This window comes from Streptomyces sp. CA-288835, from assembly GCF_050936385.1.
GTDB lineage: Bacteria > Actinomycetota > Actinomycetes > Streptomycetales > Streptomycetaceae > Streptomyces.
On record NZ_JBNJMW010000001.1, the window covers coordinates 5,061,578 to 5,076,241 of the forward strand.

Below are 14,664 nucleotides of genomic sequence, written 5' to 3' on the forward strand. Positions count from 1 at the left end.
CGTTGCGGGACCGACCTGGCGGCATTCACCACCGGCAAGGAGGGATGGGTGCTGCCGGCGAGCCCGCACTTCCGCGGCGAACTGCTGGCCTTGGCATCCGGAACGGCGTCGAAGTGGGCATCGCCTGCTCCACGTACGAGAGCGGCGAGGGGGAAACCCATTGGTACACGTCGGTCCTGGTCCGCCTCCCCGAGGAGCGGCCGCCGACACGGCTGCGCCACCGGGAGATACGCCGACTTGGCCTGCCACGGGGCGCGGAGTCGGTGGAGATGGGCGGCCGGGAGCTGCGCATGGGGTACGACGGTTGGCCGGAGTCGTCGCTGACGCTGAACGCGCAGGTCGACGCGGCCGTTCGCGTGGCAGCAAGCCTGCGGGACACGGTGGCGGAGGAGCCGGAAGACGCGCCCGGCCGCGGCACTGTCTCAGACCCGCATCCGCACGTACCGGCCGACGAAGAGTCGTCATGAGCGACTCCGAGCTGAAGCGGGCCCTGCGCCCCTGTCTGCGCAAGGAGACACTGGTGGCGGAGCGCACGGCTCGCGTCGCCTCCGACTTGCCCGCCCCGCCCCCCAGGTGTGCTCTGGAGGCAGGGGCGAGGAGAGAGGAGTGGGGTCATGGCTCATGCAGCGCCGCGTGCCGCTCGGTGGTATGGGAGTCCCGCGCGGGTCGCAACCAAGCTCACCGCCCCCGTGCTCGGAGGGATCGTCTTCGGTCTGTGGGCCGCCGCCATCGGGCGGGACGCGGGGCCGATCACCGGCTGGAACGTCCTGCTGGGCGTCGTCGCCGCGGTCGCCTTCGTGGTCGCGTACCTCGGGCTGCGTCTGCTCGGTACGCATCTGCCGCGCGAGCTGCGCGCCGCCGCGTGGGCGGGCTTCGGCGGTGCCTCGGTCGGGTTCCTGCACGGCCTCACCGGCTCGAGCATCCTGAGGTCGGCGGCCGTGGCGTTCGCAGTGGCGGCGGGCGTCTTCGCGGTCGTGTTCTACCGGTTCTACACGACGGAGGCCTGACGGAGGACTGACGTCCGCGCGGCGGAGGACTTAGGCCTCCGGGCGGCCGCAGGACTTAGGACAAAAAGCCCACGACGAATCCAGTGCCGAAATCTACGATGAGTTTGCTGCCCGGTGGGGGTCTACATCTCAACGACAGCTCAGCACTCGTAGAGGACTGGATGGGGCGGACATGAAAAGCGATCACCTAGCCGGAGGGCCGGCCATCGAGACCGCCGGCCTGGTGAAGACCTTCGGCGACAACCGCGCCGTGGACGGCGTCGACCTGCGCATCGAGAGGGGCACGGTGTACGGCCTGCTCGGTCCGAACGGCGCGGGCAAGACGACCACGGTACGGATGCTGGCGACCCTGCTCCGTCCCGACGGCGGCGAGGCCCACGTCTTCGGCCACGACGTCGTACGGGAGGCCGACGCGGTCCGCAGCCGGGTCAGCCTCACCGGACAGTACGCCTCCGTCGACGAGGACCTCACCGGCACCGAGAACCTCGTACTCCTGGGCCGTCTGACGGGCCACAGCAAGAAGGCCTCGTACGACCGCGCGGCCCAACTCCTCGCCGCCTTCGGCCTGTCGGAGGCGGCCGGCCGCCAGGTGAAGAACTACTCCGGCGGCATGCGGCGCCGTATCGACATCGCCGCGTCGATCCTCAACACCCCGGACCTGCTGTTCCTGGACGAGCCGACGACGGGCCTGGACCCGCGCAGCCGCAACCAGGTCTGGGAGATCGTACGAGCGGTCGTCGCTCAAGGTACGACGGTCCTCCTCACGACCCAGTACCTCGACGAGGCCGACCAGCTCGCGTCCCGGATCGCCGTCATCGACAAGGGCAAGGTCATCGCCGAGGGCACCAAGGGCGAGCTGAAGGCCTCGGTCGGCGCGGGCGCCGTGCACGTACGGCTGCGGGACGCGGAGAAGCGCCCCGACGCCGAGCTCCTGCTCAGGCAGGCCCTAGACGCGGACGTACAACTGGAACCCGACCCCGTGGCCCTCACCGCCCGGGTCGGCAGCAACGGCGACATGAACGGCTGCGGGCCCTCCGAGAAGGCCTCCCGCGCACTCGCCGAACTCGCCCGCGCGGGCATCATCGTCGACAACTTCTCGCTGGGACAGCCGAGCCTGGACGAGGTGTTCCTGGCCCTCACCGGCAGCCCGACCGACCACGACCGGACGACCGAGGCACAGACCAAGGAGGCCACGGCATGAGCACCGCGACCCAGACCACCGAGAGCACGGAACTCGCCCCGGTCCGCACCGAAAGCCTGGCCGAACTGCTCGTCGCCAAGGAGCGGCCGCCGCGGCCGAACGCGCTGCAGACGTCGCTGACGTTCGGCTGGCGGGCGATGCTCAAGATCAAACACGTACCGGAGCAGCTGTTCGATGTGACGGCGTTCCCGATCATGATGATCCTGATGTACACGTACCTGTTCGGTGGCGCCCTGGCCGGCTCACCCAGCGAGTACATCCAGTATCTGCTGCCCGGCATCCTCGTGATGTCCGTGTCCATGATCACGATGTATACGGGTCTCGCGATCAACATCGACATCGAGAAGGGCGTCTTCGACCGCTTCCGGTCTCTGCCGATCTGGCGGCCGTCGACGATGGTCGGCTATCTGCTCGGTGACGCCTTGCGCTACACGCTCGCGTCGATCGTGATGCTGACCGTCGGCCTGATCATGGGCTTCCGCCCGGACGGCGGCTTCCCCGGCGTGGTGGCGGGCGTGGTGCTGCTGATCGTCTTCTGCTTCGCCTTCTCGTGGGTGTGGACGATGGTCGGTCTGCTGATGCGCACGGAGAAGGGCGTGATGAGCGTCAGCATGATGGTGCTGTTCCCGCTGACGTTCCTGAGCGACATCTTCGTCAAGCCCGAGACGATGCCGGGCTGGCTCCAGGCCTTCGTCAACAACAACCCGATCACCCACGTCGCCTCCGCGGTCCGCGATCTGATGGCCGGCTCCTGGCCGACCGAGGAGATCGCGTGGACGCTGGGCTGGTCGGCGCTGTTCGTGGCGGTGCTGGGGCCGGTGACGATGCGGCTGTACAACCGGAAGTAGTTCCCAGTCAGGTCCTGGGGGCGGGCGTCCCCCGGAAGAACGCAATCCGCGTCCGGATGCAGTCACCCCGGTCGTGCCCCGATGAATTCGGGGCACGACCGGGGTTCTTTCTTGAGCTGTGCACAGAGTCGGTGTTGGGAAACTCGCTGGTCGGAATGCCGGTGTCCGGAAAGTCGGTGTCCGGAAAGTCCTCTCGGCGGTACTGATCGTCCTCGGCTGTCTTCTCGTGCCGCTCGGCGGGCTCTCGGTGTGGGCGAAGTACGAGATCGGCGACACCCGGCGGTACGTCGCCACGATGGGGCCGCTCGCCACCGGGCCCGAGGTGCGCGGAGCGGTCGCCGACACCCTGACCGACGGGATCATGACCAAGGTCCAGGCAGGGCAACTCGAGGGCGAGCTCCGGCAGTTCGTACGCGAGGCCGCGCGGTCCTTCACCAGTACGCCGGCCTTCCGCACCGCCTGGGACACCGCGAACCGGGCCGCTCACGACGCCGTCCTACGGGCCCTGCGCGGCGAGCGCGACGACGCGGTCACGCTCGACCTCGCGCCCGTCACGCAGCAGCTCAGGGACCGGCTGGCCGAGGACCGGGTGCCGCTGGCGCACCGTATCCCCGTGACGCACACCGAGATCACGGTTCTCGAGGGCCGGGAAGTGGCCGCGCTCCGGAAGGGTTTCCGCATGCTGGAGTTCGCGGGTTTCTGGCTCCCGATCGCGGCGCTGGCGCTGGCCGCCGGCGGCATCCTCCTCGCGGTACGCCGCCGCCGCGCGATCATCGCGACGGCCCTGGGCGCGGCGCTGGGCGCCGGGCTCCTCGCCCTGGCCACGGCAGTGGTCCGCACCCTGACGCTCGCCGACCTGCCGCCCCACGTCTCCCGCGCCGCGGCGGCCGCGGTCTACGACGCCCTCACGTCCACCCTCCGTACGGCGACGTGGACGATCCTCGCCCTCGGCCTCACGGTGGCCGCGACGGCCTGGCTCACGGGCCGTGTCGCGCGACATCGCGCACGATCCGCAGAGCCTCCTCCAGCTCCGGCACGGGAAGAGAGGCGAGCCCGAGCCTGACGGCGTCCGCCGGGGAGACGGGCGTGGCGGGCGGCGCGGCGGCCTGCGTGCGTGCGGCCTGTGCGGGTGCGGCCTGCATGCGCTCGGCCTGTCTGCGCTGGGCCTGCGTGCGCTGAGGCTCCACTGCGAACGCCCGCCCCGGCGTGAGCGCCACCCCGTGCGCCGCCGCCGCGGCCGTGAACGTGTCCGCGCGCCAGGGCGGCGGCAGCTCCCACCAGGTGTAGTACGCGTACGGATCGGCCCGTACGGCGAACTCCCCCAGCCACTCCCCGACGACCCGCTGCCGCGCCCGCGCGTCCGCCCGCTTGGCCGCGACGAGCCGCTCGACCGTCCCGTCGCCGATCCACCGCACCGCGGCCTCCAACGCGAACCGCCCCGCCGTCCACCCGCCCGACCTCAACGCCTCCGCGACCGCGTCCACCCGCCCCCGCGGCACGACCAGGAAACCGACCGTGAGCCCGGGCGCGACCCGCTTGGACAGCCCGTCGACGAGGTACGTGCGCTCAGGGGCATACGAGGCCAGGGGAGTGGGGCCCACCTGGCCGTCCCGGAGGAACGACCAGATCCGGTCCTCCACCACCGGAAGGTCCAACTCTCGCAGAGCGTTGGCCAGTTGACGCCGCCTCCCGTCCCCCATCGTCACGGAGGTGGGATTGTGGAGCGTCGGCTGGACGTAGAGGGCGGACAGTGGCGCGGCGCGATGGGCGGCGGCGAGGCCATCGGCCCGTAGCCCCTCCTCATCCATCGCGAGCGGTACGAGTGTGATGCCGAGCCGTGCCGCGATCTCCTTGACCAGCGGATACGTCAGCGCCTCCACGCCGACGCGGCCTCCGGGACGTACGAGGGAGGCGAGGACGCCCGCGATGGCCTGCCGGGCGTTCCCGGCGAAGAGGACCCTCTCCTGGGCGGGCCGCCAGCCCGGACCGCCCAGCAGCCCGGCGGCGGCCTCGCGTGCGGCGGGCGTGCCGGTGGCGGACGCCGTACGCGTCGCCTCCGCGAGCACATCGGCCCGCAGCAGCGGCGCGAGCCCGACGGCAAGCAGCTCCGACTGCCCTTCCGCGAACGGGTAGTTGAGCTCCAGATTGAACCGGGGCCCGGCGACCTCGCCCTCCCCCTCCCCCTCCTCGGCCAGCGCCCGCCCCGAAGGCAGCGGCCCCGCCCGTACGAAGGTCCCGCGCCCCACTTCGCCGACCACGAGCCCTCTCCGCACCAACTCCGCGTACACGCGCCCGGCCGTGGACCCGGCGATACGTCGCCGCCGCGCGAACACCCGTTGCGGCGGCAGCCGTTCACCGGGCTTGAGCCGCCCGGTGAGGATCTCCTCGGCCAGCCGGTCGGCGATCCGCCGGTAGTCCTCCACGAGCGCTCATCTCCCCTCACCCTCAGGATTGCACCGAGGGCAAAGCTCTCATTGCACCGAGTAGTCGATGCCACCTAGGGTCCACTCATGGCTCCCTACCTCGCATACGAGGACAAAGGCGCGAAACTCTCAACCCCCCTGCCCCTTGTCCTGATCCACGGCCACCCCTTCGACCGCACGATGTGGACGCCCCAGGTGCAGGCCTTCTCCCCGACCCGCCGGGTGATCGCCCCGGACCTACGCGGTTACGGCGCCTCGCCGGTAGTACCCGGCGTCACTCAACTCTCCACGTTCGCGGAGGACATAGCGGCCCTCCTGGACGAACTGCACGTCAAGCACTTCGTCCTGGCCGGCCTGTCGATGGGCGGCCAGATCGCCATGGAGTGCTACGCCCAGTTCCCGCACCGCATCCGGGGCCTGATCCTGGCCGACACCTTCGCCTCCCCGGAGACTCCGGCTGGCAAGAAGTCCCGCAACGACATGGCCGACCGCCTCCTCAAGGAAGGCATGCACGGCTACGCGGACGAGGTCCTCCACAAGATGGTCGCCCCCTACGCCGACGGGTCCGTGGCCACCCACGTCCACAACATGATGACCGCCACGCCCCCGGCAGGCGCGGCAGCAGCCCTACGAGGCCGGGCGGAACGCCCCGACTACCGCGACCTGTTGACCCGGGTCACGGTCCCGTCCCTGGTGGTGGTCGGCGAGGACGACGAGTACACCCCGGTCTCCGACGCGAAAACAATGGCCGAGGCCCTCCCCGACGCCACGCTCCAGGTCATCCCGCGAGCGGCCCACATGCCGAACCTGGAACGTCCGGAGGAGTTCAACGAGGCACTGGAACGCTTCTTGAGCTACGTCGACGACTCCGCTTGAGCAAGATCGTCATCGGCCGCGGCCTCGCCTCGGCCGATGGTCATGGACCAGCGCACGGTCGAGGGCGCTTCAACGGAGACGGTGCCCTCGTTCTCGACTCCGGAGACGCCGACCTGGTTGTAGGCGGTGCTCACCTCGTCGTCGAGGCAGTCCATCGTGAACGAAACCTCAGCAGGTCGCACGACGACGTCGATCGTCCCCTTGCCCTGACACCGCACCGCGACAATCAGCGCGTCGCCCTTCTTCCCCTTGTCGAACTCGAAACTGTGACTCCCGTGCGTCCCACCCTGCTCGGCAGCAACAGTCTCGGTCTCGTCCAACTCCGGAGGCTGCTCCACCGAGGCCTGCTCAGAGTCGACGGACGGGCTCTCAATGGCCGCATCCGCGCTGGGCCTGGACGGCTGGGTGGGCTGCTTGGGCTTTGCCGCGGAGTCCTCCGCCGAGCAGGCCGCCACAGAAATGAGCGCAGCCGCAAGGCTCAGACCGGCAAGAGCGCGCTGGGACACGCCGAGACGTGTACAGCGTCGAGTCGTAGTAATGCGTTCCCCCAAGTATTCGCCCGCAATGCCGCGATCATGACAGGGCATTGAGCCGCGACAAAGGACTTTCATGCCTTCTGAGCAGAACCAGAGGCTAGGCGTAAGCGACTCGTACACGTGGGTGCGCCCCGTAAGGGGCGCGGGGCTGTGTCAATTTGCGGCTCCGCCGCGATGGGGGTCCCCCCGCTCGAGCGCAGCCGAGAGTGGGGGAGCAACCAGCCACAACGCACCCACAGCCGCGACACGACTGTCACCCCCCACCTCGGTAGGCACCACACCCACCCGCGACAGGCTCCCCACCCGCCCCAAGAACCCACCCACCCGCCGTAGGCGCCCCACCCACCCCGCCGGAGGCAGCGGGGCCTGGGGGCGCAGCCCCCCCACGCGGCGGAGCCGCAAATTGTTACAGCCGGGAAGGGGCGGGGCTGGGGAAATGAACCCTCCGCCCACCCACCCCGTCTTTGAGGGAGGATTCAGGCAGAACGGAAGGTGCGGACTTGAGTACTGCTACAGCTGAGGCGGACGAGTGGGCCGACGCGCCGGCGGCCCGGCGCCCCGGGCGCACGGCCGGCGCCTGGATCGCCGCCCTGCTGCTCCTCGGCGTGAGCACCGTCGTAGGGTGCCGCATCGCCGACACAGACGGCATCACCCCCGTCCCCCAAGTCATCGCGTTCCTGCCGTGGCTACTCGCCCCCACCGGCCTCGCCCTCCTCCTCGCCGCCCTCGCCCGCTGGCGCGTAGGCCTCGTATGGGGCGTGCTCGCGGCAGCGGCGGTCGCCTGGTTCATCGAGCCGTACGGGAAGACGAGCGACCCGAAGGGCACCCCGGTCGCCGAGCTGCGCGTGCTGACGTCGAACGTCGAGTACGGCCAGGCCACCGACGAACTGATCGAGATCGTACGGAGCGAAAAGCCGGACCTCGTGTTCGTCGAGGAGTGCGAGACCACCTGCGACGAAAAGCTGCGGCGGGCCTTCGGCGGCAAGCAAGCGGAGGGGGCCAGAGGAACGTACCCCTACCGGCAGGCCGTGGAAGGGTACGGATCGGACGGCTCCGTCATCCTCAGCCGGTACCCCCTCAAGCCGGCCCCCGGCGTCAAGGGCACCATGGGCATGCCCGGCGCGATCGCCGACGTGAAGGGCCGCGAGGTGCGGGTCCAGCTCGCCCACCCCATGCCCCCGCTCCCGGCCCACGTGGACGACTGGCAGCGGGAACTGCGTGCCCTCCGCGACTACGCCGCCGCGGACAAGACCCGCCCCACCATCCTCGCGGGCGACTTCAACGCCTCCCAGGACCACGCCGCGTTCCGCCGCATCCTGGACACGGGCCTGCGCGACGGCGCCCGCCTCACGGGCGACGCCCGCACGCCGACCTGGCCGGCCCGCACCGTCCCGGCCTTCGGCACCCAGATCGACCACATCCTGGTCTCCAAGGACTTCGCGGCGAACAAGGCCCGCTTCCTGGACCTGAAGAACACGGACCACCGCTCGCTCCTCCTCGACGTAACCCTCCACGAGCGCGAATCGCCTCGCGGCTGAGCCTTAAACGCGGTGTGGGCCGCCCCTGTGCAGGAGGGGCGGCCCACACCAGTGGGGGGTGGCGACATGCGGTCTATGGGTGCAGCGGTACGAGACTGAAGGGGCCGAAACGCGCTACCGGCCCTGGTTCACCTTGTGCAGGGCCTTCGCCAAGCCGTTGGCCCACAGGCGCTCCACCTCGGTGCGCTCGTTCGCGTCGGGGTTGGCGTTGGTGCAGGACGGGCCGGGGCCGCCGCCCGACATGAGTTCGCTGCAGGGGCCTTGGTAGTGGTCCGGCAGGCCGAGGACGTGGCCGGTTTCGTGGGCGGTCACGCGGGTGGAGTCGTACTCCTCGTTCTGCGCGTAGTCGAGGAAGATGTAGCCGCCGCCGTGGCCGTCCGTGGAGGCGTACGAGCCGCGCGGGTCGTTGCCTTCGCGGTACTCGAAGTCGGCGTTGGAGCCCTCCTGGAGCTGGACGTTCGCGACCGAGCTGTTCCAGATGGAGGTGGAACGGTCTATCTGGGCCTTGAACTTGGGCGCGTCGGACGCGTCGTAGGTGACGGTGACCGCGGCGGCGCCCGGGTTCGCGGCCCGCTTCTCGGCCACGGATTTCAGTACGGCCTCGAAGAACGCCTTGTTGGCCTTGGCCTCTTCGGACGAGCCGTGATAGCCCGTGACGGAGGTCGCAGGGGCGGCGGCCGGGGTCGCCGCCGAGGCCGGAACCGCGCCGAACGCACCGGCCGCGAGGCCGAGTCCGACCGCGGCGGACAGCACAGCTCTGGACTTGGTCGTCCTGACGGAGGGCAGGGAGAGGCGCACGATGATGACTCCTTGAGTGGGGGGTGAGTCGTCGTCATCGGTGAGTGTCGACGCCTGTGCGCCCGCTGTGATGATGGCAAGTGGCGATAGCACGCCCCTATCACGGCGCTATCAATCACCAACTCGCCCACTTAGGGTGCCATTTGTGCGTCTGGTGTGACCGAGAAGTGCGCCCTACGCTCGCCCCATGGAGCTTGAGGTCAGGCACCTCCGTGCGCTGTGCGCCATCGCCGACACCGGCAGCCTGCACCGCGCCGCCCGCCAACTCGGCGTCGCCCAGCCCTCGTTGAGCACCCAGTTGCGCCGGATCGAACACGAGCTCGGCGGCGCCCTGTTCACCCGCGAACGTACCGGCTGCCGCCCGACGCCACTCGGCCACGTGGTCCTGGGCCGCGCCCGCCCTCTGGTGGCCGAAATGCGCGCCCTCGTCGCGGAGGCCCGTACCGCCGCCGCCACCGTGGACGGACCCCAGTTGCGGATCGGCTCCACCGCGAGCCGGGCCCTCGCGGGCTGGCTACGCCGGCTGCGCGCCCGCAACCTGGAACCCGTCCTGCAGATGGACGTCTCCCCGAACGCGTTGCTGCGCATGCTCGCCGACGGACAGCTCGACGTCGCCTTCGTGCACGAGGTCGAGGGCAGCCCGCTCCGCATTCCTCCTGAGCTCGAGCTACGCGTGTTGATGGAACGCGAGCCGCAGTTCGTGTCGCTGCCACCGGACCATCCGGCCGCGGCAAAGCCCGAGGTCAGCCTGCATGACCTGGCCGACGACCGCTGGATGGTCGACCCGACGGTCGACGGGGAGTGGGACGCGGTGCAGCGGATGTTCCGCGCGGCCGGCGTCAACCCGCATGTCCTGCACGGCGATTACTACACGACGGACGCGCTGGTCGCCACGGGCGAGGTGGTCGCCGTCTGCCAGCCGACCCACGTCGACGGCCCCACGATGGCGGTACGGCGCATCCAGGGCGACCCCCTCGGCGTACGACTGCTCCTCGCGGCCCGTACGCAGGAGGAGCTGGACGCCGTCTATCCGGAACTGGAGGAGGCGTACGAGGAGGTCGCCCTGCAGGCGCCCGGGTATCGGGAGTGGCTGGAAAGGACCGGGAACGCCCCGAATAAAGGGGGGCGCCCCTCCGAAGAGGGACGCCCCATGCACGTACGCGTCGCAACCTGACGTACGCCTATACCCATATGCGCTGCTCAGGCGCCGATGTCGCGGCCGTCCTTGCGGTACACCGCGACCACGGACGGGCGGACGTACGTGCCCGGGCCGTCGGGCCAGGTGCTCGCGGGCTTCTCGACGGTGGCGCCGTCGATCTCGCCCGGGTGCTGGACGGCGACCAGGACGCGGCGTTCCTGGACGATCGGGCCGCAGGTCTCGGCGCCCTTCGGCATGGTGAGGAACTGCTTCAGCTCACCGCGCCGGTCACCGCGCGTAGCTACGCCGAACAGACCGTCGTGGTAGCCGAGTTGGGCGCCGTCGGTGGAGATCCACAGGTTGCCGTACCGGTCGAAGGCCACGTTGTCCGGGCAGGAGATCGGGCTGACCTTCTCCTTCGGGAAGCCGGCGAAGTAGGTCGCCGGGTCCTTCGGGTCACCGGCGACGAGGAACAGCGACCAGGCGAACTTCGTGCTGTCGGCCTTGTTCCAGCGCTCGGTGAGCTCGAGGACGTGGCCGTGCTTGTTGGCGTTGCGCGGGTTGGCCTCGTCCGCCTTGGCGTTCGTACCGACACCGCGGTTGGTGTTGTTCGTCAGCGCGACGTACACCTTGCCGGTGTGCGGGTTCGGCTCGATGTCCTCGGGACGGTCCATCTTCGTGGCGCCGACCTTGTCACCGGCGAGGCGCGTGAAGACGAAGACCTCCTCGGCGGTCATGCCCTCGACGTGCGAGACGGCACCCTTCGCCGTGGCGGTGGCCAGCGGGATCCACGTACCGCTGCCGTCGAACTCGCCGTCCTTCGGCAGCTTGCCCGTGCCGTCGATCTCGATCGCCGGGGAGTCGCCGGTGAGCTTGGCGACGTACAGCGTGCCCTCGTCGAGGAGCGTCAGGTTGTGCTCGCGGGCGGACCGGCTGTGACCATGCTTCATCCGCTTGCTGCCGACGAACTTGTAGAAGTAGTCGAAGCGCTCGTCGTCGCCGGTGTAGACGACCGGGCGGCCGTCGTGCGTGAGGCGGACGGTGGCGCCCTCGTGCTTGAAGCGGCCGAGCGCGGTGCGCTTGCGGGGCGTGGAGGTGGGGTCGTACGGGTCGAGCTCGACGACGTAGCCGAAGCGGTGGACCTCGTTCGGCTCCTTGGCCACGTCGAACCGCTTGTCGAACAGCTCCCACTTGCGCTCGGAGGCGGCGGTGCCGATGCCGTACCGCTTGTCCGTCGCCCGGCTGCTGTTGGCGAAGTACTGGTTGAAGTTCTCCTCGCCGTGCAGCGTCGTGCCCCAGGGGGTCTCGCCGCCGGCGCAGTTGTTGAGCGTGCCGAGGACCTTGGTGCCGGTCGGGTCGGCGGAGGTCTTGAGGAGGTCGGACCCGGCGGCCGGACCGGTCACCTTGAACTCGGTGGTCGCGGTGACGCGCCGGTTGAGCGGGTGCCGGGGAACGGGGGTGAGCTTGCCGCTCTTCCACTCCTCCTCCACGACCACGACGGACAGTCCGTGCGCAGCCCAGGCGGTCTCGACCTGCTCACGGGTGGGCTTGGCGGCGTCGTAGCCCTTGAACATCAGGATCTCGTCGGTGTACTCGTGGTTCGCCACGAGCACCTGACGGCCGCGCTCGCCCGGCAGCGGGAGCAGGCCGAGGTAGTCGCAGTTGTAGCCGAACTGGCCCGCCTGCGCCTTGGCGCTCTGCTTGTCCGGATCGAAGGCGGGGGCGCCACGGAGAATGGGTTCACCCCAGCGGATGACCACGTTCTGGGCGTAGCCCTCGGGGATGGTCACGGTGTCGGCGGTGTTCGGCGCGACGGGCGTGAACCGCAGGCCGCGCGCTCCCTTACCGCCCTTGTTGTACGCGGCGGGGGCCGCGCCTTCGCCGGTCTGCGCGGCGGCCTCCGGGGCACCGGCGCCGATGACCGCACCCCCGGCTGCCGACGCGACCGTCACCACGGCGGCGGCCCGCATCATGGAACGGCGGCTGAGCGCACCGGCGATGACATCGCCGACGTACTCATTGGTGGTGGTGTTGGGCACCTCGTGGAAGCAGGCGTCACCACACCGGAATCTACAAGTCATCGCAGAACGGCCACCGGGGTGCGATCCGGTGGAGCCGATCAGTGGCAGCAGGTTGCGCACGGTCCCTCCCAATATTTCCTGGGTCGGGCGTGACGCTAGGGGCACGCGCGTTCGGCAAGGCTGCCGCAAGGTGAACACGGGGTGAATGTGGGGGAGTTGGCGGGACGCTGCTGATGTGACGCTGCTGATGTGCTGACGTCGGCAGTCTGAGCCGATACCCGATCGAGTTCGGATCGAGTTCCAGCCCTGAAGAAGATCTCCAAATCTGGCGGCTAACCTTACGTGTCCGTCCTGGCCAGGGATTGACGGAAACAACTCATGCGAAGGGTTGCGCTCATGGGCATTCTCAACCTCCTGCGAAACGCATTCGGAAAGTCACGCAAGGGGCGTACGTCCGAGGGTGCCGATGTGCCTGCGGCAGCTGAGCGGGGGGCGCCGGCTTCGGTCCCGGCTCCGGCTGCAGAGCCGGCACCGGCAGCCGAGCCCGCGCCTCCGGCGGCTGAACGGGTGACTCCGGCGGCTGAGCGGACGGCTTCCGAGGCGGCGCCTCGGGGGGCTGAAGGGGCGCCCTCCGGTGCGGAGGCTTCGGCGCCCACGTCGGCGAGTGAGCCGAAGGGCTCCGCTAAGGGCTCCGCTGTGGATGACCTGGTGTCGGCGGCGTTCGACAACGTTACGGTGCCGGTGCCTGGGGCTCGGGAGGGGGAGGGGTCGGCTGCGGCGGAGGCCCGGCCTGCGGCACGGGAGAGTGCAGCTGAGGCAGAGGCCCAGCCTGCGGCAGCTGAGCCCGAGGCGAAGACGGAGGCCCAGCCTGCGGCGGCTGAGGTGGAGGCCGAGCAGGGAGCTGCGGCAGCCAAGCCTGAGGTGGAGCCCGAGCAGACGGCTGCGGTAGCTGAGCCGGAGCCTGCTGCGGAGAAGGCCACGGTGGCAGAGGCGGAGCCCGAGGTTGAGGCTGCCGCCGAGGAGCCGGTGGTCGAGGAGGCTCCGGAGCAGACGCCTGCGGCGGCTGAGGCCGAGCCGGTCGTCGCCGCGGAGCCCGAGCCCGTCGCGCCGGAGCCGGTCGCCGAGCCGCCCGTCGTGGCGGAGGCGGCTCCGGAAACCGAGGCCGACGAGGCGCCCGTCGCCGAGGCGATCCCGGCACCCGCTGCCGAGCCCGAGCCGGTCGTCGCTGAGGCGGCACCAGAAGCCGTGCCGACGCCCGAGCCGGAGGCGGCGGTCGCCGCAGACGCCGGCCCGGAGCCGGAGCCCGCCGCTGCCGAGCCGACCACCATCACTGCCCAGGCAGACGAACCCGCAGCCGCCGACGGCGACCAGGCCCCACAGGGGCCACCCGCACCCGACAACGAAACCGTCACGGGCGGTGCGGGCGGGAACAGCAAGGCCGAAGGCGAAGCCGAGGCCGTCAAGCCCAGCGAACCCGCAGCCGGAGGCGACCCCGCGCCGGAGGCGGAGCCGGTCGCCGCTGAGGCGACACCGGAACCCGCACCCCAGCCGGAGCCCGCCGCAACCGGAGGCGAACCGGTACCCGCCACACTCCTCACGGCCTATAAGTCAGCCGGCGCCACCCTCAAGAACCTCAACCTCACCGGCGCAACCGCCAAGGTCTACCTCGTCCTGGACCGCTCCGCGTCCATGCGCCCGTACTACAAGGACGGCTCCGCCCAGGCCCTCGGCGAGCAGGCCCTGGCCCTCGCCGCCCACCTCGACCCCGAGGCAACGGTCCACGTCGTCTTCTTCTCCACAGAACTAGACGGCACAGGCGAACTCACCCTCACCGACCACGAAAACAAGATCGACGACCTGCATGCAGGGCTGGGCCGCATGGGCCGCACCAGCTACCACGCAGCCGTCGAAGAGGTCGTAGGCCACTACGAGAAGTCCGGCGCCAAGGACCCGGCCCTCGTGATCTTCCAGACGGACGGCGCCCCGGACGCCCGTACCCCCGCCACCCAGTCCCTCACGGACGCGGCGAAGAAGCACCCCGGAGTCTTCTTCTCCTTCATCGCCTTCGGCGACCCGGAGAACAAGGCCTTCGACTACCTCCGCAAACTCAAGACGGACAACACAGCCCACTTCCTGGCCGGCGAAACCCCACGCGAACTGACCGACCAGGAGCTCTACGAGGGCGTACTCGCGAACTGGCGCCCGTAGCAGTACACGCGCCGCACACACGTGGCACAACCGCCGGGGGGCGGACAGGACCGGGAACCCGGCATCCTGT

13 protein-coding genes are annotated in these 14,664 nt (G+C 70.2%); 9 read left to right on the forward strand and 4 right to left on the reverse strand.

What is annotated here, in order from left to right:
• The first annotated feature begins 44 nt into the window (after positions 1 to 44).
• The 5 genes from ACQEVY_RS22750 (at position 45) to ACQEVY_RS22770 (ending at position 4,119) form a co-directional block, all read left to right on the forward strand.
• Positions 45 to 467, forward strand: coding sequence for a hypothetical protein (locus ACQEVY_RS22750; RefSeq protein ID WP_432951282.1), 423 nt, complete (start codon positions 45 to 47; stop codon positions 465 to 467).
• 147 nt (positions 468 to 614) lie between these two features.
• Complete coding sequence (locus ACQEVY_RS22755; protein WP_432951284.1) at positions 615 to 1,007, forward strand: hypothetical protein; 393 nt, start codon at positions 615 to 617, stop codon at positions 1,005 to 1,007.
• Positions 1,008 to 1,179: 172 nt separating this feature from the next.
• The gene (locus ACQEVY_RS22760) at positions 1,180 to 2,208 is read left to right on the forward strand and encodes an ATP-binding cassette domain-containing protein (RefSeq protein ID WP_432951286.1); all 1,029 of its coding nucleotides are present in this window, start codon (positions 1,180 to 1,182) and stop codon (positions 2,206 to 2,208) included.
• Positions 2,205 to 3,056, forward strand: a complete 852-nt coding sequence (locus ACQEVY_RS22765) for an ABC transporter permease (protein ID WP_432951288.1) — start codon at positions 2,205 to 2,207, stop codon at positions 3,054 to 3,056. Before ACQEVY_RS22760 ends, ACQEVY_RS22765 begins: the two co-directional genes overlap by 4 nt.
• A 226-nt stretch (positions 3,057 to 3,282) precedes the next feature.
• A complete protein-coding gene (locus tag ACQEVY_RS22770) occupies positions 3,283 to 4,119 on the forward strand; it encodes a hypothetical protein (RefSeq protein WP_432951290.1) in 837 nt (278 codons plus the stop codon).
• Here ACQEVY_RS22770 and ACQEVY_RS22775 read toward each other — a convergent pair.
• Positions 4,034 to 5,479, reverse strand: a complete 1,446-nt coding sequence (locus ACQEVY_RS22775; protein ID WP_432951293.1) for a PLP-dependent aminotransferase family protein — start codon at positions 5,477 to 5,479, stop codon at positions 4,034 to 4,036. The two genes, ACQEVY_RS22770 and ACQEVY_RS22775, sit on opposite strands and share 86 nt — an antisense overlap.
• 87 nt (positions 5,480 to 5,566) lie before the next feature.
• On the opposite strand from ACQEVY_RS22775, the gene ACQEVY_RS22780 reads away from it, so the two are divergent.
• Positions 5,567 to 6,355 carry an alpha/beta fold hydrolase gene (locus ACQEVY_RS22780; RefSeq protein WP_432951295.1) on the forward strand — a complete coding sequence of 263 codons (789 nt, stop codon included), beginning with the start codon at positions 5,567 to 5,569 and terminating at the stop codon, positions 6,353 to 6,355.
• Here ACQEVY_RS22780 and ACQEVY_RS22785 read toward each other — a convergent pair.
• Complete coding sequence (locus ACQEVY_RS22785) at positions 6,334 to 6,861, reverse strand: hypothetical protein (RefSeq protein ID WP_432951297.1); 528 nt, start codon at positions 6,859 to 6,861, stop codon at positions 6,334 to 6,336. The two genes, ACQEVY_RS22780 and ACQEVY_RS22785, sit on opposite strands and share 22 nt — an antisense overlap.
• A gap of 530 nt (positions 6,862 to 7,391) precedes the next feature.
• Between ACQEVY_RS22785 and ACQEVY_RS22790 the strand changes: the two genes are divergently transcribed.
• Positions 7,392 to 8,429 (forward strand): endonuclease/exonuclease/phosphatase family protein, encoded by a 1,038-nt coding sequence (locus tag ACQEVY_RS22790; protein ID WP_432951299.1) that lies wholly within the window; start codon positions 7,392 to 7,394, stop codon positions 8,427 to 8,429.
• A 114-nt stretch (positions 8,430 to 8,543) separates the two neighbouring features.
• Here the strand turns inward: ACQEVY_RS22790 and snpA are convergent, their stop codons facing one another.
• Positions 8,544 to 9,227, reverse strand: coding sequence for a snapalysin (gene snpA, locus ACQEVY_RS22795; RefSeq protein ID WP_432951301.1), 684 nt, complete (start codon positions 9,225 to 9,227; stop codon positions 8,544 to 8,546).
• 187 nt (positions 9,228 to 9,414) lie between these two features.
• Here snpA and ACQEVY_RS22800 point away from each other — a divergent pair, with 187 nt between their 5' ends.
• Complete coding sequence (locus ACQEVY_RS22800; RefSeq protein ID WP_432951303.1) at positions 9,415 to 10,401, forward strand: LysR family transcriptional regulator; 987 nt, start codon at positions 9,415 to 9,417, stop codon at positions 10,399 to 10,401.
• 26 nt (positions 10,402 to 10,427) lie between these two features.
• Here the strand turns inward: ACQEVY_RS22800 and ACQEVY_RS22805 are convergent, their stop codons facing one another.
• Positions 10,428 to 12,506: a PhoX family protein gene (locus tag ACQEVY_RS22805; RefSeq protein ID WP_432951305.1), complete on the reverse strand. Its 2,079-nt coding sequence runs from the start codon at positions 12,504 to 12,506 to the stop codon at positions 10,428 to 10,430.
• Between the two features lie 276 nt (positions 12,507 to 12,782).
• On the opposite strand from ACQEVY_RS22805, the gene ACQEVY_RS22810 reads away from it, so the two are divergent.
• The gene (locus tag ACQEVY_RS22810; protein WP_432951307.1) at positions 12,783 to 14,594 is read left to right on the forward strand and encodes a VWA domain-containing protein; all 1,812 of its coding nucleotides are present in this window, start codon (positions 12,783 to 12,785) and stop codon (positions 14,592 to 14,594) included.
• The last annotated feature ends 70 nt before the right edge of the window (positions 14,595 to 14,664 follow it).

Excerpts from the sequence above, each read along its gene's own strand:
- ACQEVY_RS22750 (WP_432951282.1), top strand. The coding sequence starts at position 45 with ATGGGTGCTGCCGGCGAGCCCGCACTTCCGCGGCGAACTGCTGGCCTT.
- ACQEVY_RS22765 (WP_432951288.1), top strand. The coding sequence starts at position 2,205 with ATGAGCACCGCGACCCAGACCACCGAGAGCACGGAACTCGCCCCGGTC.
- ACQEVY_RS22760 (WP_432951286.1), top strand. The coding sequence starts at position 1,180 with ATGAAAAGCGATCACCTAGCCGGAGGGCCGGCCATCGAGACCGCCGGC.
- ACQEVY_RS22800 (WP_432951303.1), top strand. The coding sequence starts at position 9,415 with ATGGAGCTTGAGGTCAGGCACCTCCGTGCGCTGTGCGCCATCGCCGAC.
- ACQEVY_RS22755 (WP_432951284.1), top strand. The coding sequence starts at position 615 with ATGGCTCATGCAGCGCCGCGTGCCGCTCGGTGGTATGGGAGTCCCGCG.
- ACQEVY_RS22780 (WP_432951295.1), top strand. The coding sequence starts at position 5,567 with ATGGCTCCCTACCTCGCATACGAGGACAAAGGCGCGAAACTCTCAACC.
- ACQEVY_RS22810 (WP_432951307.1), top strand. The coding sequence starts at position 12,783 with ATGGGCATTCTCAACCTCCTGCGAAACGCATTCGGAAAGTCACGCAAG.